Annotated in this window: 13 protein-coding genes; 3 read left to right on the top strand and 10 right to left on the bottom strand. The window is 72.0% G+C overall.

All coding sequences use genetic code 11. The features are described from left to right. Nucleotides 1-148 precede the first annotated feature (148 nt). Nucleotides 149-2,503: a Tex-like N-terminal domain-containing protein gene (locus tag BJ992_RS24260; protein WP_184984751.1), complete on the bottom strand. Its 2,355-nt coding sequence runs from the start codon at nt 2,501-2,503 to the stop codon at nt 149-151. Between the two features lie 180 nt (nt 2,504-2,683). Here BJ992_RS24260 and BJ992_RS24255 point away from each other — a divergent pair, with 180 nt between their 5' ends. Further along, nucleotides 2,684-2,887 (top strand): SHOCT domain-containing protein, encoded by a 204-nt coding sequence (locus tag BJ992_RS24255; RefSeq protein ID WP_221474955.1) that lies wholly within the window; start codon nt 2,684-2,686, stop codon nt 2,885-2,887. Between the two features lie 150 nt (nt 2,888-3,037). On the opposite strand, the gene BJ992_RS33240 is transcribed toward BJ992_RS24255, so the two are convergent. Beyond that, nucleotides 3,038-5,311: a glycosyl hydrolase family 18 protein gene (locus BJ992_RS33240; RefSeq protein ID WP_184984747.1), complete on the bottom strand. Its 2,274-nt coding sequence runs from the start codon at nt 5,309-5,311 to the stop codon at nt 3,038-3,040. 204 nt (nt 5,312-5,515) lie between these two features. On the opposite strand from BJ992_RS33240, the gene BJ992_RS24245 reads away from it, so the two are divergent. Continuing rightward, nucleotides 5,516-6,274 (top strand): maleylpyruvate isomerase family mycothiol-dependent enzyme, encoded by a 759-nt coding sequence (locus BJ992_RS24245; protein ID WP_184984745.1) that lies wholly within the window; start codon nt 5,516-5,518, stop codon nt 6,272-6,274. 7 nt (nt 6,275-6,281) lie between these two features. Here BJ992_RS24245 and BJ992_RS24240 read toward each other — a convergent pair whose 3' ends face one another. The 8 genes from BJ992_RS24240 to BJ992_RS24205 form a co-directional block, all read right to left on the bottom strand. Further along, nucleotides 6,282-7,973: a SpoIIE family protein phosphatase gene (locus BJ992_RS24240; protein ID WP_184984743.1), complete on the bottom strand. Its 1,692-nt coding sequence runs from the start codon at nt 7,971-7,973 to the stop codon at nt 6,282-6,284. 273 nt (nt 7,974-8,246) lie between these two features. Next, nucleotides 8,247-9,299, bottom strand: a complete 1,053-nt coding sequence (locus tag BJ992_RS24235) for a cation diffusion facilitator family transporter (RefSeq protein ID WP_184984741.1) — start codon at nt 9,297-9,299, stop codon at nt 8,247-8,249. Continuing rightward, nucleotides 9,292-9,696: an ArsR/SmtB family transcription factor gene (locus BJ992_RS24230; protein ID WP_184984739.1), complete on the bottom strand. Its 405-nt coding sequence runs from the start codon at nt 9,694-9,696 to the stop codon at nt 9,292-9,294. The genes BJ992_RS24235 and BJ992_RS24230 overlap by 8 nt, the downstream gene beginning before the upstream one ends. A gap of 132 nt (nt 9,697-9,828) precedes the next feature. Further along, nucleotides 9,829-10,413 (bottom strand): carbonic anhydrase, encoded by a 585-nt coding sequence (locus BJ992_RS24225; protein WP_184984737.1) that lies wholly within the window; start codon nt 10,411-10,413, stop codon nt 9,829-9,831. 63 nt (nt 10,414-10,476) lie between these two features. Beyond that, entirely contained in the window at nt 10,477-10,863 is a 387-nt protein-coding gene (locus BJ992_RS24220) for a hypothetical protein (RefSeq protein WP_184984734.1), read from the bottom strand. A 270-nt stretch (nt 10,864-11,133) separates the two neighbouring features. Continuing rightward, on the bottom strand, nt 11,134-13,479 hold the full coding sequence (locus tag BJ992_RS24215) for a sialidase family protein (protein ID WP_184984732.1): 2,346 nt from the start codon (nt 13,477-13,479) through the stop codon (nt 11,134-11,136). A 285-nt stretch (nt 13,480-13,764) separates the two neighbouring features. Continuing rightward, a complete protein-coding gene (locus BJ992_RS24210; RefSeq protein WP_184984730.1) occupies nt 13,765-14,877 on the bottom strand; it encodes a lytic polysaccharide monooxygenase auxiliary activity family 9 protein in 1,113 nt (370 codons plus the stop codon). A 403-nt stretch (nt 14,878-15,280) separates the two neighbouring features. Further along, nucleotides 15,281-15,910, bottom strand: a complete 630-nt coding sequence (locus BJ992_RS24205) for a nucleoside/nucleotide kinase family protein (protein ID WP_184984728.1) — start codon at nt 15,908-15,910, stop codon at nt 15,281-15,283. 108 nt (nt 15,911-16,018) lie between these two features. Between BJ992_RS24205 and asnB the strand changes: the two genes are divergently transcribed. Further along, on the top strand, nt 16,019-17,911 hold the full coding sequence (gene asnB, locus BJ992_RS24200; protein ID WP_343072832.1) for an asparagine synthase (glutamine-hydrolyzing): 1,893 nt from the start codon (nt 16,019-16,021) through the stop codon (nt 17,909-17,911). Nucleotides 17,912-17,921: the final 10 nt, after the last annotated feature.

Below are 17,921 nucleotides of genomic sequence, written 5' to 3'. Positions count from 1 at the left end.
CACCCGGCCGTGCGCCACACCCGGCCGTGCGCCACACCCGGCCGTGCGCCACACCCGGCCGTGCGCCACACCCGGCCTGGGTGCGGCGCACGGCCGGCCTCGGCTGAGGCCCTTGTCGCGGCCGGCCGGGGTGCGGCGCACCGGCACGTCAGCGCGGGCCCTTGTCCAGGCCGGCCTTGCGCAGGGCCTCGGCCAGAGCGCCGCTCGGCGGCGGGTCCTGCCTGGCGGGACGGCCACCGCCGCCGCGCCGCTGCGGCCCGCCGGAGCGGCGGTCGCCGCGGCGCTGGCCGTCGTCGGCACGGCCGGCGCGGGGGCCGCCGCCTGCGGGCTTGGTGTCGTCGTCCAGGCGCAGGGTGAGGGAGATGCGCTTGCGGGGGATGTCGACGTCGAGGACCTTCACGCGGACGATGTCACCGGGCTTGACGACCTCGCGCGGGTCCTTCACGAAACGGTCGGACATCGCCGAGACGTGCACCAGGCCGTCCTGGTGGACGCCGACGTCCACGAACGCGCCGAACGCCGCGACGTTGGTGACGACCCCCTCAAGGAGCATGCCGGGCTCCAGGTCGGAGATCTTGTCGACGCCTTCCTTGAACGTGGCGGCGCGGAACGCCGGACGGGGGTCGCGGCCGGGCTTCTCCAGTTCCTTGAGGATGTCGGTGACGGTCGGCAGGCCGAAGGTGTCGTCGGCGAAGTCCGACGGCCTGAGCGAACGCAGCACCGCGCCGTTGCCGATCAGCTCACGAAGCTGACCTCCGGTGCCGGCCAGGATGCGGTGGACCACCGGGTAGGACTCCGGGTGCACGCTGGAGGCGTCCAGCGGGTCGTCGCCGCCGGGGATGCGCAGGAACCCCGCGCACTGCTCGAACGCCTTCGGCCCGAGCCGCGGCACGTCCTTGAGCGCGCGCCGCGTGCGGAACGGGCCGTTGGCGTCGCGGTGGAGCACGATGTTCTCGGCGAGGCCGGAGCCGATGCCGGAGACCCGGGTCAGCAGCGGGGCCGAGGCGGTGTTGACGTCCACGCCGACGGCGTTCACGCAGTCCTCGACGACGGCGTCGAGCGAACGGGACAGCTTGGTCTCGGCCACGTCGTGCTGGTACTGGCCGACGCCGATGGACTTGGGGTCGATCTTGACAAGCTCGGCCAGCGGGTCCTGCAGGCGCCTCGCGATGGAGACCGCGCCGCGCAGCGACACGTCGAGCTCAGGCAGCTCCTGCGCGGCGTACGGCGACGCCGAGTAGACCGACGCGCCGGCCTCCGACACCACGATCTTGGTGAGGGACAGATCGGGGTGGCGCTTGATGAGGTCGGCCGCGAGCTTGTCGGTCTCGCGGGACGCGGTGCCGTTGCCGATGGCGATCAGCTCCACGCCGTGCTCGCGCGCCAGCCGGGCCAGGACCTCGACGGACTCGTCCCAGCGCCGCCGCGGCTCGTGCGGGTAGATCGTGGCGGTGGCGACGACCTTGCCGGTGGCGTCGACCACGGCGACCTTCACGCCGGTGCGCAGCCCCGGGTCCAGGCCCATGGTCGCGCGCGTGCCGGCCGGAGCGGCGAGCAGCAGGTCGCGCAGGTTGGCGGCGAAGACCCGCACCGCTTCGTCCTCGGCGGCCTGCCACAGCCGCATGCGCAGGTCGATGCCGAGGTGCACGAGCACGCGGGTGCGCCAGGCCCACCGCACGGTGTCGAGCAGCCACCGGTCCGCCGGCCTGCCGCGGTCGGCGACGCCGAACCGCTGCGCGATGCGCGTCTCGTACCCCGTGGGGCCCTCGACGGGCTCCTGCTCGGGCTCCAGCGTGACGGTGAGCGTCTCTTCCTTCTCGCCGCGGAACAGCGCGAGCACGCGGTGGGACGGCAGCTTGGTGAACGGCTCGGCGAAGTCGAAGTAGTCGGAGAACTTGGCCCCCGACTCCTCCTTGCCGTCACGGACCTTGGACACCACCCGGCCGCGCGTCCACATGCGCTCGCGCAGCTCGCCGATGAGGTCGGCGTCCTCGGCGAACCGCTCGATCAGGATGGCCCGCGCGCCTTCGAGCGCCGCGGCGGCGTCGGCCACTCCCTTTTCTGCGTCCACGAACATGGCGGCGGCGGCCATCGGGTCGCGCGAGGGGTCCGCCAGCAGGCCGTCGGCCAGCGGCTCAAGGCCCGCCTCCCGCGCGATCATGGCCTTGGTGCGGCGCTTCGGCTTGTACGGCAGGTAGATGTCCTCAAGGCGCGCCTTGGAGTCGGCCGCCATGATCTGCGCTTCCAGCGCGTCGTCGAGCTTGCCCTGCGAACGGATCGACTCCAGGATCGCGGCGCGCCGGTCCTCCAGCTCACGCAGGTAGCGCAACCGCTCCTCGAGCGCACGCAACTGCGTGTCGTCGAGCATCTCGGTCGCCTCCTTGCGGTAGCGAGCGATGAACGGCACGGTGGCGCCGCCGTCGAGGAGCTCGACGGCGGCCCGCACCTGCCGCTCACGCACGCCGAGCTCGCCGGCGATCTGCTGGTGGATGGAGGTCGTCACGATTGCTGGCCCGCCTTCATATCGAGGACGTCGAAGGTCCGGGGAAGATTCTGCATGCTCGCGGGCCCGCTTGTCGCGCCGGACGCCTAGCCTGTGGACGACCGCGGCCCTGACCTCGCCGCCGGAGACGATCGGCGTCCGGCGGGATAGGCTGCGGTACGCGGGGAAGTGGAGGATGTAGTGAAGGTTCTGCTGGCACTCATCGGGATCATCGTGATCCTGAGCTGCGTCCTCATCCTGGTCCGCACGTGGATACCGGCACGCCGCGCCGCACCGGCCCCCACGAACGACCCCAAGGAGATCCTCAGGCGGCGCTACGCGGCCGGTGAGATCGACGAGGACGAGTATCTGCGCCGGATGTCGGGTCTGTCCCAGGACTGGTAGGCGTCCGCCACCCTGTTCTCGCGTGACCGTCACGGTCACCCGCTGCTCGTCCACCGTCCGGCGCGCGTCCACGAGGCCCTTCGGACGCGTGAATCGGACACACGAACGGGGAGCCGGGACGAGCCCCGGCTCCCCGCGCCTGCCATGGCGTCAGCCGAGGCCGTTCTTCATGGCCGTGATCAGCTCGCCGCCGGTGGTGTCGCCGGACAGTTCCCAGAAGAACGCGCCGCCGAGGCCCTGGTCACGGCTGTAGCTCATCTTGCCGCCGATGGTGCTCGGCGTGTCGTAGCTCCACCACTGGTTGCCGCAGTACGCGTACGCGGTCCCCGCGACGGTGCCGGTGGCGGGGCAACGGGTCTTGAGCACCTTGTAGTCCTCGATCCCCGCCTCGTACGTGCCAGGCGCCGCACCGGTCGCCGAGCCACCCGGCGTGCTCTGCGTGACGCCGGTCCAGCCGCGTCCGTAGAACCCGATGCCGAGCAGCAGCTTGCTCGCCGGCACACCCTTGCTCTTGAGCTTCTGGATCGCCGCGTCGGAGTTGAACCCGGCCTGCGGGATGCCGGTGTAGGACGTCAGCGGCGAGTGCGGGGCCGTCGGGCCCTGCGGGGCGAAGGCGCCGAAGTAGTCGTAGGTCATGACGTTGTACCAATTGACGTACTGCGCGGCGCCGCCGTAGTCGGCCGCGTCGATCTTGCCGCCGTTGGAGCCGTCGGCGGTGATGGCCGCGGTGACCAGGTAGTTCTGGCCGAACCGTGTGCGCAGCGCCGACATCAGGTTGCGGAACGCCGCCGAGCCGCTGCTGTCACAGCTGAGACCGCAGGCGTTCGGGTACTCCCAGTCGATGTCGATGCCGTCGAACACGTCGGCCCAGCGCGGGTCCTCCACGAGGTTGTAGCAGGAGTTGGCGAACGCCGTGGGGTTGGCCGCCGCCTGCGCGAAGCCGCCGGACCAGGTCCAGCCGCCGAACGACCACAGGACCTTGATCCCCGGGTACTTGGCCTTGAGCTTGCGCAGCTGGTTGAAGCTGCCGCGCAGCGCTCCGGCGTCCCAGGTGTCGGCCACGCCGTCCACGCTCTCGGCCGCGCTGTAGGCGCGGTCGTAGTCGGCGTAGGAGTCGCCGATGACGCACTGTCCGTTGGTCACGTTGCCGAAGGCGTAGTTGATGTAGCCGAGCTTGGCCGCCGAGCCGCTGGTGTCGATGTTCTTGACGTGGTAGGCGCGCTGGTACACCCCCCACTGGACGAAGTAGCCGAGCAGCTTGTTGCCGCCGCCACCCCCGCCGTTCTGCGTGGTCGCGCTGATCTGGTTGCTCGCGGCCGACAGGTTCCCGGCCGCGTCGCGGGCCCGCACGGTGTAGGTGTAGGTGGTGGAGGCGCTCAGGCCGCTGTCGGTGTACGTCGTGCCGGTGACGGTGGTGACGAGCGTGCCGCCTCGGTAGACGTTGTAGCCGGTGACGCCGACGTTGTCGGTGGAGGCGTTCCAGGCCAGTGACACGCTGGAGGACGTGGTCGCCGTGGAGCGCAGGCTTCCCGGCGTGCTCGGCGCCGTGGTGTCGCCGCCGCCGGTGCTCTGCGTGGTCGCGCTGATCTGGTTGCTCGCGGCCGACAGGTTCCCGGCCGCGTCGCGGGCCCGCACGGTGTAGGTGTAGGTGGTGGAGGCGCTCAGGCCGCTGTCGGTGTAGGTGGTGCCGGTGACGGTGGTGACGAGGGTGGAGCCTCGGTAGACGTTGTAGCCGGTGACGCCGACGTTGTCGGTTGAGGCGTTCCAGGCCAGTGACACACTGGAGGACGTGGTCGCCGTGGAGCGCAGGTTCCCCGGCGTGCTCGGCGCCGTGGTGTCGCCGCCGCCGCTGCCGCCGGTCACCGCGACGGCCGACACGGTGGCGTAGTTGGCGCCGCCGTTCATGTTGAACTGCAGGTTGAGCTGGCCGTCGCTCACCGTCACCGAGAACGTGCGGTCGCAGGCGGTCAGCGCGCCGCAGGAGGCGAAGATGTCGAACGCCGTGAGCACCGTCGTGCCCTCGGCCCGCACGTCGAAGCGCCGCTGGCCCGCGGCGTTGGCCCAGTCCTCGACCATCTTCAGCGTCACCTGGTAGGTGCCGTTGGCCACGTCGAACTTGTAGCCGGTCCACCCGTTGAAGGTGTTGTAGTTCTGGTACAGCGCGTCGTCGGTCGTGCCGGCGATGGCGCCGCCGGTGGACCCGGTGCCGTACGAGGTGTCGTAGCCCCAGTTCCCGCTGCTGTAGGCCTTGTCGGCCACCCACGAGTTCCCTGATCCGTCGGTGAACGCGGGCCCGCCCGCGTTGGCGCGTACCGGCACGGTGACCGCGCCGAGCGCGCCTGGCGCCATCGCCACCACCGCGCCGAGCGGCATCAGCAACGTCGCCGCCGCCGCGAGGAACCTCGCGAGGAATCTTCTCTTCATGTGCTGCTCCACGTCCGTCTGGCTGGGTTGAGATGGGGGGTCGTTCAGGACGTCGTGTACGGGACGTGGTCCCGCGTCAGAGACTTAATTTTTAAGAAGCTTTCCTTTTAATTAACGCGAACGTACATCTGTCCGGATCGCCAGTCAATGTCCGGCCGCACGCCTCGTTCCGGTACGGCCCGGCTGGATCTACGATCGGAACCCATGAGCCGGACGCACCAGGACCACTGCACCGAACTCGAAGCCGAACTCCACCGCTTCGCCGCCGTCGCGGCCTCGGCCGACCCGGCGGCGCAGGTGCCGACGTGCCCCGGCTGGACGGTCGCCAAGCTGCTCAAACACGTCGGCATCGCACACCGGTGGGCCGAGCACATGGTGCGCAACCGGTCGGCGGAACCGGTGCCGCCGCGTCAGGTCCCCGCCGGCGTCCCCGGCGACCCCGCGGACTACCCCCGGTGGATCGCCGACGGCGGCGCGGCCCTGGTGGACACCCTGCGCACGGCGCCGCTCGACGCGCCGATCTGGTCGTGGGGAGGTGGACACGGCGCGGCCTTCTGGTCCCGGCGCATGCTGTTCGAGACGGCCGTGCACCGCGCCGACGCCGAGTTCGCGCTCGGCGCGGAACCCCGGGTCGAGGCCGCCGTCGCGGCCGACGGGGTGGACGAGTTCCTCGGCAACCTCGCCGCGGCCGGCCGGTCCTTCACGGCGCTCGCCGACCTGGACGACACCGGCACGCTGCACTTCCACGCCACCGACACGGACGGCGGCGAATGGATGGTCACGGCCGAGCCCGGCGGCATGAGCTGGACCCACGGCCACGGCAAAGGCGACGTCGCCGTGCGCGGCACGGCGAGCGACCTGCTGCTCCTGCTGTACGGCCGCGTGCGGCCCGGCGACCCTCGCTACCAGGTGTTCGGCGACACCGGCCTGCTCGGCCGCTGGCTGAGCAAGACGTCCTTCTGAGCGCGCCTCACCGGGCCACGCGGGCCAGCAGCAGCGCCACGTCGTCGTACTGAACGGGAAGCGCGTCGATGACGGCGGCGCAGGTCGCGTCCAGCGTGGGACCCGGTGACCGCAGGTGGTCGCGCAGCGTGGCGATGCCGGTGTCGATGTCCTGCTCGCGGCTCTCGACCAGCCCGTCGGTGTACAGCGCCAGCGTGGCGCCGGCCGGGACGGTGACGTGGGTCGTCTCGAACACCAGGGAGTGCTCGGGGTCGCCGACACCGAGCGCGAGACCGGCCGGCAGGTCGAGCACGGTCGCGGTGCCGTCGGGGTGGACCAGGATCGGCGGCGGGTGACCCGCGCGCGACAGCGCGCACGTGCGGGCCGGCAGGTCGATGACCGCGTACAGGCAGGTCGCGCACTGGATGGCGTCCAGGTCGCCGGCCATGAGGTCGAGCCGGCGCAGCACCTCGTCCGGCGGCAGGTCGAACCCCGCCAGCGTGCGGACCGACGCGCGCAACTGCGTCATGGCCCCGGCCGCGACCGCGCCGTGGCCCATTGCGTCCCCCACCACGAGCGCCACCCGGGTGTCCGACAGCGAGATCACGTCGTACCAGTCGCCGCCGACCGTCATCGCGCTCACCGGCAGGTAGCGGTGCGCGACCTCAAGGCCCGGCGGCACGTGGAACGACTGCGGCGCGAGGTTCTGCTGCAGGGCCCGCGCGGTGCGCCGCTCACGGCTGTACAGGCGCGCGTTGTCCAGGCACACCGCGACCCGGCCCGCGACGTCCTCGGCGAGCTTGATGTCGTCGCCGGCGAACCGCGGACGGCCGGGGCCCCGGATGAACGACAGGAAACCGAGCACCATGCCGCGCGCCGTCAGCGGCACGGCGAGGAACGTGGTCTCGTCCAGCAGCCCGGGCCTCGCGCCGCCGAGGACACCGGCGATGCGGCCGGCCTCGGCGGGGTCGAGCTCCTCCACGGTGTAGACGACCGGCCGGCCGGTCGCCATGCAGCGGTGCGCCGGGTGCCGCGCGTAGTAGCGGACGATCTCGCCGGAGGGGAAGGCCGTCGGCCAGCCGGTGACCTGGAGCTCGCGCGGGGTGAGACGCAGCGCGAGCCGCCGCAGCGCCAGGGAGCCGTCGGCGTGGTCGGGGTAGGTCTCGTCCCGCAGCAGGCCCTCGGCGACGTACAGCCCCGCCGAGTCGGCGAACCGGGGCACCGCGACGCTCACGGCGTCCTCGGCGACGCGCAGCGGGTCGAGCGTGGCGCCGGCCCTGGTGCTCAGCTCGTGGAGCAGCGCGAGACGCTCGGCGCCTGGCCCCGCCGTCTCACGGGCCTGCGCCGTGGCGGCCGCGGTGACCAGCACCGCACCCCACGGCCCCGGCCGGTGCAGCGGCTCCCACGTGAAGGCGATCTCACGCGCTCGGCCGTCCCCGGACTCCACCTGCAGCAGGTCGCTGCCAGGCGTGCCGCCGACAGCGTCCGCCACGGCGCGCAGCACGGTCTCGGCGCGCGCGCCTGGCAGCAGCTCGGCGAGATGGCGGCCGACGGCCCGCTCGGGAGGCCGTGCGAACAGCCACGCCGCGGCCCCACCCCACTGCGTGACCCGGCCCTCCTCGTCGAGGAGGACGGCGGCGACCCCACTCAGATGCGGGGCCCATGGCCGCGGACGGCGCAGACCACCCGTCCGCGGCTCCGATCCCGTCGCGTGCGCCACCGGACCCCCTGCGTCATCGACGAACGACATGTCGGCCCGTGCGGCCGGGGGATCGGGACCGACCGCCGACGCGATCTCGGCGTGCCGCCTCCGGCCGTGGCTACCGTGGGTGAATTATCGCCTACTCATCGGCCCGATTCCCGGAAATCGCCTGATGCGCCGCCGGCGGGAACCCGCGGGGTGGAAGATCTGCGTCGCGGAGGTGCACGGTACGGCCGAAGTGGTGCTCGCGCACCTCTCGGTGGAGTCCGGTGCCGCACGGCGCGGCCCGGATCACTCCCCGGCGTGCTCGCCGGGGCCGGCGCGGTGCACCGGGCCGTGCGGGTCGGCGCAGTGGCCCTCGTCGCGGCCGATGGTGAGCAGCTCCGGTGTGGCGTGGTCCACCTGGAGGGTGGTGTGACCGATGCCGTACTCGTCGTGGAACATGCGCTCGGCCCGCACGCGCACGGCGTGGCAGTCGGCGCCGGGTGCGACGAGGACGTGCGCCGACAGCGCCGCGTACCCGGAGGTGACCTCCCAGATGTGCAGGTCGTGCACCTCGACGACCTGGTCGAGCGCCGCCGTGCGCCTGCCGATCTCGGCGGGGTTCATGCCGGCGGGTGCGGCCTCCATGAAGACCCGGCCCGAGTCGCGCACCAGGCCCCACCCCGCCTTGAGCATGAGCCCCGCCACCACGAGCGCGGCCAGCGCGTCGGCGCGGTTCCACCCGGTCACCCAGATGACCGCACCCGCGGCGGTGGTGGCGAGGAACGCGTACAGGTCGTTGAGCACGTGCTGGAACGCGCCTTCGACGTTGAGGCTGGACCGGTCGGCGCGGCTCAGCAGCCAGGTGGCCCCGATGTTGACCACGATCCCCGCGAGGCCGGTGACCACCACGTAGACGGCCTGCACCTGCGGCGGGGAGATTAGGCGGCTGATCCCCTCGTAGACGAAGAACACGCTGAGCAGCAGCAGGGTGATGCCGTTGATCTGCGCGGACACGATCTCGGCCCGCTTGAGCCCGTAGGTGAACCCGCCTTGCGGCGGACGCTGCGCGATGCGCATCGCGATCAGCGCGAACGCGATGGCGACGGCGTCGGTCAGCATGTGGCCCGCGTCGGAGATCAGCGCCAGCGACCGCGCGACGACGCCGACGACCACCTCGGCCGCCATGAACCCGACGATCAGCGCCAGCGCGCCGAGCAGGTACCGCCGGTCGGCCCCCGCCGAGACCCCGTGTCCGTGACCCGCACCGCCGTGTCCGTGACCCGCGCCGCGACCGGCTCTCGGGCCGCCTCTGAACGGGTTCCACGACCGGCGGCCGTGGTCCACGCCGGTCTCACCCATCGGACCGGTCCTCCTCGGCGTGGCGCGCGTGCGTGATGGCCAGGTCGAACAGCATGCGGACGTGGCCGTCGGCGAGGCTGTAGTAGGCCATGCGGCCGGACCTGCGGACCTTCACGACGCGGCGCATGCGCAGCAGCCGCAGCGCGTGCGAGGCCCCCGACATGCTCTGCCCTGTGGCGGCGGCGAGATCACAGACGCACATCTCGCCGCCTTCGAGGAGCGCGGCCATCATGCGCAGCCGGCCCGGGTCGGCGAGAAGGCCGAACACCTGCGCGAGGTCCTGCACCGTCTCCTCGGCCGGCAGGCTGCGCCGCACCGCCGAGACCCGCTCGGCGTCCACGACCGGCGCCGGACAGGTGGCGGGGTCCAGCGCCACAACAGTTGAACGACTCTTCATATGTCGAAGTGTAAGAACTCGTCGGCCTGCTGTCGAGTCACGGAAACGCATGTCCCCGGGCCCTGGACGCACGCGGTCCCCGGGCCCCTCGGACACGCACGGTCTCGTGGACGTGCACGGTCCCCGTGGGCCTCACAACGGGGTGAAGGAACCGGTGTCGGGCCGGTAGTTGGAGACCTCCCCGGTGTCGACCTGGTAGAACCAGCCGTGCAGGCGCAGACGGCCCGAGGCGAGGCGTCTGGCGACGCGCGGGTAGCGGCGCAGCTTGTCGAGTTGCGCGACCAGGTGGCTGCGGCCGGGGTCCTCGTCGCCGCAGCCGGGCCACTCGCGCCAGCGGTGGGTCTGCAGCAGCCACCAGCGGGTGGTCGGCGCCGAGCGCAGCGTCCAGGAGCGTACGCGGCCCTGCACGGCGCCGCAGCGGGTGTGGCCGCAGACGATGACATCCTCGACGCCGAGGATGTTGACGGCGTACTCGATGGTGGCCGCCTCGGCGGTGAGGCGGCCGATGCGGTACGGCGGGATGACGTTGCCGGCGGTGCGCAGCTCCACCAGCTCACCGGGCCTGGCCCCGGTGATCAGCGAGGGGATGACGTGCGCGTCGGAGCAGGTGATGAACATGGCCTGAGGGGAGACCCCCTCCCCGGGGACGGCCGTCCGCTCCCGGTCGCCGCTGAGTCTTTGGTGGAACGTGCGGGCATGGTCGATCAACGACTGCATGACGGAGGACTCCTTCGTGCTGAGGACGAAAAGGAAGGCAGGACCCGATGTGGCGCCTGCTCCTCAGCAGCGGAAGACCGAAAGCAGCGACTCCGAGCGGCGGCCGGGGGACCCCGTGGCCCCGGTGGACCCGGTGGACCTGATGGCGGCGCGGCCGGCTGAACCCGGCTCGCCGGCCGACGCACGGCCGCAAGACCGCCGGCAGTGGTCGCGGCACTGCTGCGACGGCGGCCGTACGCAGCCCGCCTCGCCGGTCTGCTCACCCTGCTCGGGGCAGCCGTCGTGGTCGGACGCCGGCCCCGAGCCGTCCCCAGGCGCCGCGTCCGCCGGCACCGGCAGCGCGGCGCCGAGTGAGGTGTGCGCTCCGAGACCATGCAGGAGCAGCAGGACGACGGCGGCCGACACCAGGACGCGAAGCACCACCCGCCAGTCGCACCAGCGCTCCGCCAACACACCACCCCGCTACCCGCAGCATGCAGATGACTACATATAGTAGTCGAAGCGGTGTGGCTCGTACATCGGTGTCTCGGTAAAACCGCTGGTCACCCTATGCGGTAGAGAGATCCGTCATGACCGGCGGCCCCGCAGGGGAAGGTCATCGGGTGCCATCGGCCCGGCACCGGCGGGTCATCCGGTGCCGGAGCCGGACGACGACGTCCCGTTCTCCTCCGGCCGCACCCCGGCAAGCCGGAGGACGACGAGTTCATCACCCTCCGCCTGTCACACCGTCTCGGGGCCGACCCCCGCGTCCTGCGCCGACGAACCTCGCGTGGCCGTGACCCTGGTCCACTCGACCAGGGCCTCGGCCGCGTTGCCGCCGGGGGTCCCGGTCACCCAGTGGGTGATCTGCGGGCTCTCCCTGCTGTTCTGCACGGTCCAGGTGGCGCCGGTGTCGGTCCCGTCGCGCCGCAGGCGGGCCACGCCGGCGCTGTCCACCCGCACGTGCCAGGTGGACGGCGCGCCGGCGGTGGGGGAGGAGTAGACCTTCTCCCAGGTGGACGAACCCTTCTTGATGGTCCACACCCCGGATTTCTGCACCGTCAGCATGAGCCGCATGTAGCCGTTGGCGACCTTGGTGCCGAGGCTGACGCCGTCGCCGTCGGCGGGGTTCAGCGCGCTGTCGTCCAGCACGGAGCCGCGGAACTCCAGGGTGAAGTCGCAGCCCTCGGCGACGTCCAGCCCGAGTGACGCGCGCGCGGCGGTGCGGCCGATGCTGCGCAGCCGCAACCGGCCGTCCTCGACCTCGGCGGCGCCGCCGGAGCGGTCGAGCGTCCAGTCGCCGAAGGTGTCCCAGGTGCTGCTCGCGACGTTGTCGGCCACCTCGAACCGCTCCACGACGGCCGCGGCGGGGGCCGCGCCGGTGCCGGAGCTCCACACCGCCACCTGCGGGGTGTCAGGTGACGACGCGACGGTCCACCGCGCGGCGGTCTCGGCGCCGTCGAGGTACAGGGCCGCGGCGCCGTCGCCGCCGACCGACACCTGCCACACATGGACGGCCGTGTCACCCGGCCGGGTGTGCACCCGGGTCCAGCCGGCGGTGCCCTGCACGAACGAGTACACGCCGTCCTGCTGGAACGCCAGCATCAGCCGGCGGGCCCCGGTGGCGACCTTGACGGCGAGCGTGGCGCCGGCGCCGGTGGCGGGGTCCAGCCGCGAGTACGCGGTGACCCGCGCGCGCACGGTGAGCAGGAAACCGCCGGAGGGGCCGTAGGGGTGCGTCACCCCCGAGAAGCCCGCCGCGCCTCCGACGGCGGCCGGTCCGGCGTTCGCCAGGCGCAGGCTTCCCGCCGCGCCGGCCGCCGCGGTGCCGCCGCCGGGGGTCACCGTCCAGCCGCGCAGGTCGCCGAAGCCGGGGCCGACACCGGTGAAGGCGTCGGAGACGTCCAGCCGCGCGACCTTGATGTTGATCTGGTTGTGCTCCCAGGTGACATGGAAACGGCCGGGTTCGTACTCGTCGGCGCTGGCGTAGACGTCCCAACCGCGCGCGTTGCCTTTGGTGAGGCGCGTGCCGTCGGCGAACAGCCGGCCGGGGCCCCACGGAGCGCCGGGACGCTTGAGCTTGTAGCACAGCACCTCCCGGTACTGGTCGGGCTTGGCCGGCGCGGACCCGGTGAACGGCCCGGCGAGCGTGTTGTAGATCGTGAGGTAGCGGCCCTCGGCGTCCTTGGCGAAGAACGGCTTGACGTAGTAGTTCGGCAGTTCCCTGTCGAGGGTCATCGGGGCCCAGGTGAGGCCGCCGTCGGTGCTGGTGGTGACCGCGGCGTGGACGGGGTTGGCCCGGTAGTAGGCGTCCTTCTGCTCCGCCGAGGAACCGCCGGTGAGGTCGAGCGTGCGGGCCACCATGAGCAGCGTGCCGGGGTCGTCCTGCGAGACGACGAGTTGCGGCTCCTCGGCCCGCACGCCGGGAGGGTTGGCGGCGAGCGCTCCGGAGGTCCACCGGGACAGGCCGGCCGAGCGCAGCACACCGCACCGGGTCACGCCGCCGGCGTCGCGCCAGTAGGGCAGCAACCACAGGCCGTCGTGCCACAGGGGCTTGCCGGCGAGCACCACCCCGGCACGGTTGGCGGGGACGTCCACGCTGACGGGGAAGTCCGACCATGTGCGTCCCGCGTCCACGCTCCGCTTGGCGGTCAGCGTGACGGGGAAGCCGTTGACCTGGCCGCTCGCGTCACGGTCCTCGGCGACGGTGATCCGGCCGAGCAGCGCGTACAGCGTGCCGCCGTCGTTCAGGAAGATCACGTAGTGGTAGCGGTGCGTGGCGGTGGCCGCGGCCAGTGTGCCGGTGCGCCACGTCCTGCCGCCGTCGGCGGACCGCGCGAACAGGATGGACCCCTGGTCACCCGGCGAGGGGTCGCGGGAGTCGGCCACCCCGGCGCGCCAGGCCACCACGAGCGTGCGCGGGTCCAGCGCCACGATGTCCGGCACGCGGTTGCCTTCGTGCGGCAGCTCACCGGCCGGGGTGCGCTCGGTCTTGCCGTAGGCGATCACGGGTTCGCTCACCGCGGGGCCGACGGCGTCCACGTCGGGCCAGGAACGCGCGCCGGCGCGGTCCGGAGTCGGGCTCATGCCGCCAAGCGAACCCGACCGCGGTGCGGGACCGCAGGCACTCCACCGTCACTTCATCGGGAATTCACGCGCCACTCACCGTGTCCCCGTGGACACCGCCGTGAACACCGCCGTGAACACCGCCGTGGACCCAGGTGGACGCAGGTGGACGCAGGTGGACGCAGGTGGACCTAGGTGGACACCGCCTCCGGACGTGGATCGGGCGGCACCCGGCTCCGGTCGATGCCGGAGCCGGGTGCCGCCCGGGAGTCACTCACGACCCCGTCGGCTCACCGATGGTGAGCGTCAGGGGCTGGTGCAGGTGAGGGTCGGCGTGCCGGCGGTGCCCTGCGCCACGTACCCGAAGGTCGTGGTGGCGCCGGCGCCGAGGCTGCCGTTGTGCGGAGCGTTCTTCACCGTGATGGCGGTGCCGCTCAGGGTGTAGTTGCCGTTCCAGAGGCTGTTGATCGTCGTGCCGGAGTTGAGGTTCCAGCGCGCGGTCCAGCCGCTGATGGAGCTGTTGCCGGTGTTGCGGACGGTGACCTCACCCTGGTAGCCGTTACCCCACGAGCTGATGGTCTTGTAGGTGGCCGAGCAGCCGCCGGGGCCGCTGGTCGGGGTGACGGTCGGCGTCGCGGTCGGCGTCGCGGTCGGGGTGGCCGTGGGGGTGACGGTCGGGGTCACGGTCGGCGTCGGGTTGGGGCCGGTGCCGCGGATGCCGGTGACCTCGCCGTTGCCGCCGTCGAAGACGACGTCGGAGCAGTTGTAGAAGGTCTCGTTGCTGTCGGAGCGCTGCCACACCGAGTAGATGATGTGACGGCCGCTCTTACCGCTCGGCAGACGCGCGTTCCAGTAGTAGTAGCCGTCCACGGTGCCGACGTTGCCGACGCTCGGCGGGTCGGTCGCGGCGTAGAACGGCGTGGACTCGAGGTCGCTCCAGGCCAGCGAGCGGGTCGGGCTCCAGGAGTCCTTGGTGATGTAGGTGCGGAACGTGCCGGGGTGCGCGGCCCACTTGTTGTACCGGAACTGGATGTTGGCCCCGGAGGTCAGGTGGGTCACCGGCCAGTCGTTGCGGGCCAGGTCGTAACCGCTGAAGTCGTACACGACCGCGCCGCCGCTGCACAGCTTGCCGTCGGGGATGAAGCCGCTCATGCGGCCGGCGCCGTCGGAACGCAGCACGGCGAACCAGTTGTAGATCGAGTTGGTGCCGCTCTGGGCCACGGCGGCCTGACAGGCGGGGTTGGTGGGGTTGGCCGCGCCGTTGGAGCCGACGCTGTCCAGCCAGCACAGGTAGGTGCGGCTGCCCGGGATCATCATCGCGCCGTGGGCCGACGCCGAACTCGGCAGGAGTACGACCATCAGCATGGCCGCGATCAGGGCGGCCCCGCCGGTGAGTGAGAACTTCCGTCTCTGTCTCATCAAGTACCTTTCGAGGGGTTACGTCTGGAGGTCCTCGGCGGCCCTCCAAGGGCACGTCCATCGCGGCAGCACGTCAGGCACGCGTGAAGCGAGCTTGAACGACAAGCACGTGTGGGGGTCGCCGGGGACCCATGAAGTAACCGGTCGCCGCCGTGGGGCGAACAGCCGCCGACTGCCGACCAGCGAATGCGAAAGCGCTCACGCGGGAAAAACTGTAAGTCGCCGCTCACCCCGGAGGAAACCGTGCGGTGCGGGGGCTAAATGGACGAACGTCGTGGGAGCGATCCCACTGCAGGTAGAAGCCATGATCGGCGGTTTTGTACCGATTCATCGGATGAAACGGCAATGAAATTTTCGCGAAACGGTCACTGGACGTCGCCGCGGCGACGAGTCAAGGGCCGAGTCAGGGACGGACGACCAGGGCCGGGTGCCGTGGATCGTCCATCCGGACCACCAGATCGGCCGTGTCCGCCGGCGCGACCTCCTCTTCGTACCGCGCGAAGGCCGGCAGCGTCCACCGCTCGCCGGCCGGGGTGCGGCGGGCCAGGGCCCCCGGCGACATCCACAGGTGGGCCGTCACCTCGAACGGCAGCCAGTGGCCGAGCAGCAGCGTGCCGGACAGCAGCAGCACCGCGCCGGGAGGCAGCGTGACGTACGGCGCACGGGTGGCGCGGTCGGCGGCGGCGTCCCACAGCGACGGCAGGACCTTCCCCGTGCCGCCGGGGTCGAGCGGGCCGAGCACCTCACGGAGCAGGCCGCCGTGGTCCAGATGGTCGGAGAAGTAGGCGTCGGGGTCGGTGCGGCCGTGCTCGAACCGCAGTGAGGCCGGACGCAGGAAGTCGGCGGCCGAGACCCTGAGCACCTCACGGCCCCGCAGCCGCAGCGGCCCCACCAGCGCGTCGGCCAGCTCGTCCGGCCCGGTGGCGGGTGCGCCGTCGATCGCGGCCCGCACCCACGAACCGCCGCCGGCACCGGCGATGCGGTCGGCGAGGAGGTCCACCAGGGCAGAGGGGGAGACCGGGCGAACGTTCACCCGACCATCTTGACCCGCCGCGCGGGCCGCCGCGAAAACGGGGGCCGCCGTCGGGGCCCGCCGGGGAGAGGCGCAGTCTGGAAGGAGTCCGACCAGGCAGAACGGCGAATGTGCCGCCGGGGAGACGTGGGGCCTTCGAAGATGTGCGGAATCTGTGGCTGGGTGGATTTCTCCGGAGATCTACAGGAATCGCGGGACGTGCTGGCGGCGATGACCGCCACCATGGCCTGCCGGGGACCCGACGACGAGGGGATGTGGATCTCCCCGCACGGCGCGGTGGGACACCGGCGACTGGCGATCATCGACATCGAAGGCGGCCGCCAGCCGATGACCGCCGAGGAGGACGGCGCCACGACCGCCGTGCTCACCTACAGCGGCGAGGTCTACAACTACCGTGAGCTGCGCGAGGAACTCGCCGCTCGCGGTCACGCGTTCCGCACGCGCAGCGACACCGAGGTGGTGCTGCGCGCCTACCTCGAATGGGGCTCCGACCTCGGGTCCCGGCTCAACGGCATGTACGCCTTCGGCATCTGGGACACCGTGAGCGAGGAACTGCTGCTGGTGCGCGACCGCATGGGGATCAAGCCCCTCTACTACTACCCGACCCCCTGCGGCGTGCTGTTCGGCTCCGAGCCCAAGGCCATCCTCGCCAACCCGGCCGCCGAGGCCGTCGTGGACGCCGAGGGGCTGCGCGAGCTCATGGGGTTCGTCAAGACGCCGGAGTGCGCGGTCTACCGCGGCATGTACGAGGTGCGGCCCGGCGGTGTGGTGCGCGTCGGCAGGGACGGGATCGCGCGGGACCGGTACTGGCGGCTGGAGGCGCGTGAGCATCCCGACGACCTGGACACCACCGTACGCACCGTGCGTGAGCTGCTGGACGACATCGTGCGGCGCCAGCTCATCTCCGACGTGCCGCTGTGCTCCCTGCTGTCCGGCGGCCTGGACTCCAGCTCCGTGACCGCGCTCGCGGCGCACGCGCTGCGCGAGGAGGGGAACGGCGGCGCGCTGCGGTCGTTCTCGGTGGACTTCGCCGGGTACACCGAGCACTTCAGCCCCGACGACATGCGTGACACCCCCGACGCGCCGTTCGTGCACGACCTGGCCGCCTACCTCGCGCCGCTCGGCGTCGAGCACCACGACATCGTGCTCGACTCGGCCGACCTGATGAGCCCCGCGGTGCGGGCGGCGGTGCTGCGGGCCAGGGACCTGCCGATCGGCATCGGCGACCTGGACACCTCGCTCTACCTGCTGTTCCAGGCGATACGGCGCCAGTCGACGGTCGCGCTGTCCGGCGAGTCGGCCGACGAGGTGTTCGGCGGGTACCGCTGGTTCCACGACCCTGAGTCCGTCGGCGCGGACACCTTCCCGTGGCTGGCGGGGGCCGCGGCGCCGCGCTTCACCGCGCTCGAGGAGGTGCTGCGCGACGACGTACGCGCCGAGCTGGACCTGCCGGCGTACCGGGCCCGCTGCTACCGGCAGGCCCTCGACGAGGTGCCGCGCATCCCCGGCGAGACCGGCCTCGAGGCGCGGATGCGGGAGATCAGCCACCTGCATCTGACCCGGTTCGTGCAGGTCCTGCTGGATCGCAAGGACCGGATGAGCATGGCCGGCGGCCTGGAGGTCCGCGTGCCGTTCTGCGATCACCGCCTGGTCGAGTACGTCTTCAACGCACCCTGGGCCATGAAGACCTTCGACGGCAGGGAGAAGAGCCTGCTGCGGGCCGCCGCGCGCGACGTGCTCCCCGCCGCGATCCTCGACCGCCGCAAGAGCCCCTACCCGGCCATCCAGGACCCCGGCTACGAGAAGGCCCTGCGCGAGGAAGCCGCCGGCCTGGTGGACCGGGGCCATGTCCCCGGCGGGGTGATCGACCTCGCCAAGGTGCGCGCGCTGCTCAACCGTCCGCAGGACCCCTCGGTCACCGACGACGTGCGGCCCGCGCTGGAGGGGTTCCTCCAGTTCGCCATGTGGGCCGGCCGCGACGGGGTCCGGGTCGCCGTCTGACCGCGCCGCC

Source organism: Sphaerisporangium rubeum (assembly GCF_014207705.1).
GTDB lineage: Bacteria > Actinomycetota > Actinomycetes > Streptosporangiales > Streptosporangiaceae > Sphaerisporangium > Sphaerisporangium rubeum.
Note: the sequence above shows the minus strand (reverse complement) of the source record. Positions and strands in the feature narration are given on the sequence as shown.

Bases quoted from the DNA above. Each gene is read 5' to 3' on its own strand.
- BJ992_RS33240 (WP_184984747.1), bottom strand. From the start codon at position 5,311: ATGAAGAGAAGATTCCTCGCGAGGTTCCTCGCGGCGGCGGCGACGTTG.
- BJ992_RS24245 (WP_184984745.1), top strand. From the start codon at position 5,516: ATGAGCCGGACGCACCAGGACCACTGCACCGAACTCGAAGCCGAACTC.
- BJ992_RS24235 (WP_184984741.1), bottom strand. From the start codon at position 9,299: ATGGGTGAGACCGGCGTGGACCACGGCCGCCGGTCGTGGAACCCGTTC.
- BJ992_RS24230 (WP_184984739.1), bottom strand. From the start codon at position 9,696: ATGAAGAGTCGTTCAACTGTTGTGGCGCTGGACCCCGCCACCTGTCCG.
- BJ992_RS24225 (WP_184984737.1), bottom strand. From the start codon at position 10,413: ATGCAGTCGTTGATCGACCATGCCCGCACGTTCCACCAAAGACTCAGC.
- BJ992_RS24215 (WP_184984732.1), bottom strand. From the start codon at position 13,479: ATGAGCCCGACTCCGGACCGCGCCGGCGCGCGTTCCTGGCCCGACGTG.
- BJ992_RS24210 (WP_184984730.1), bottom strand. From the start codon at position 14,877: ATGAGACAGAGACGGAAGTTCTCACTCACCGGCGGGGCCGCCCTGATC.
- asnB (WP_343072832.1), top strand. From the start codon at position 16,019: ATGTGCCGCCGGGGAGACGTGGGGCCTTCGAAGATGTGCGGAATCTGT.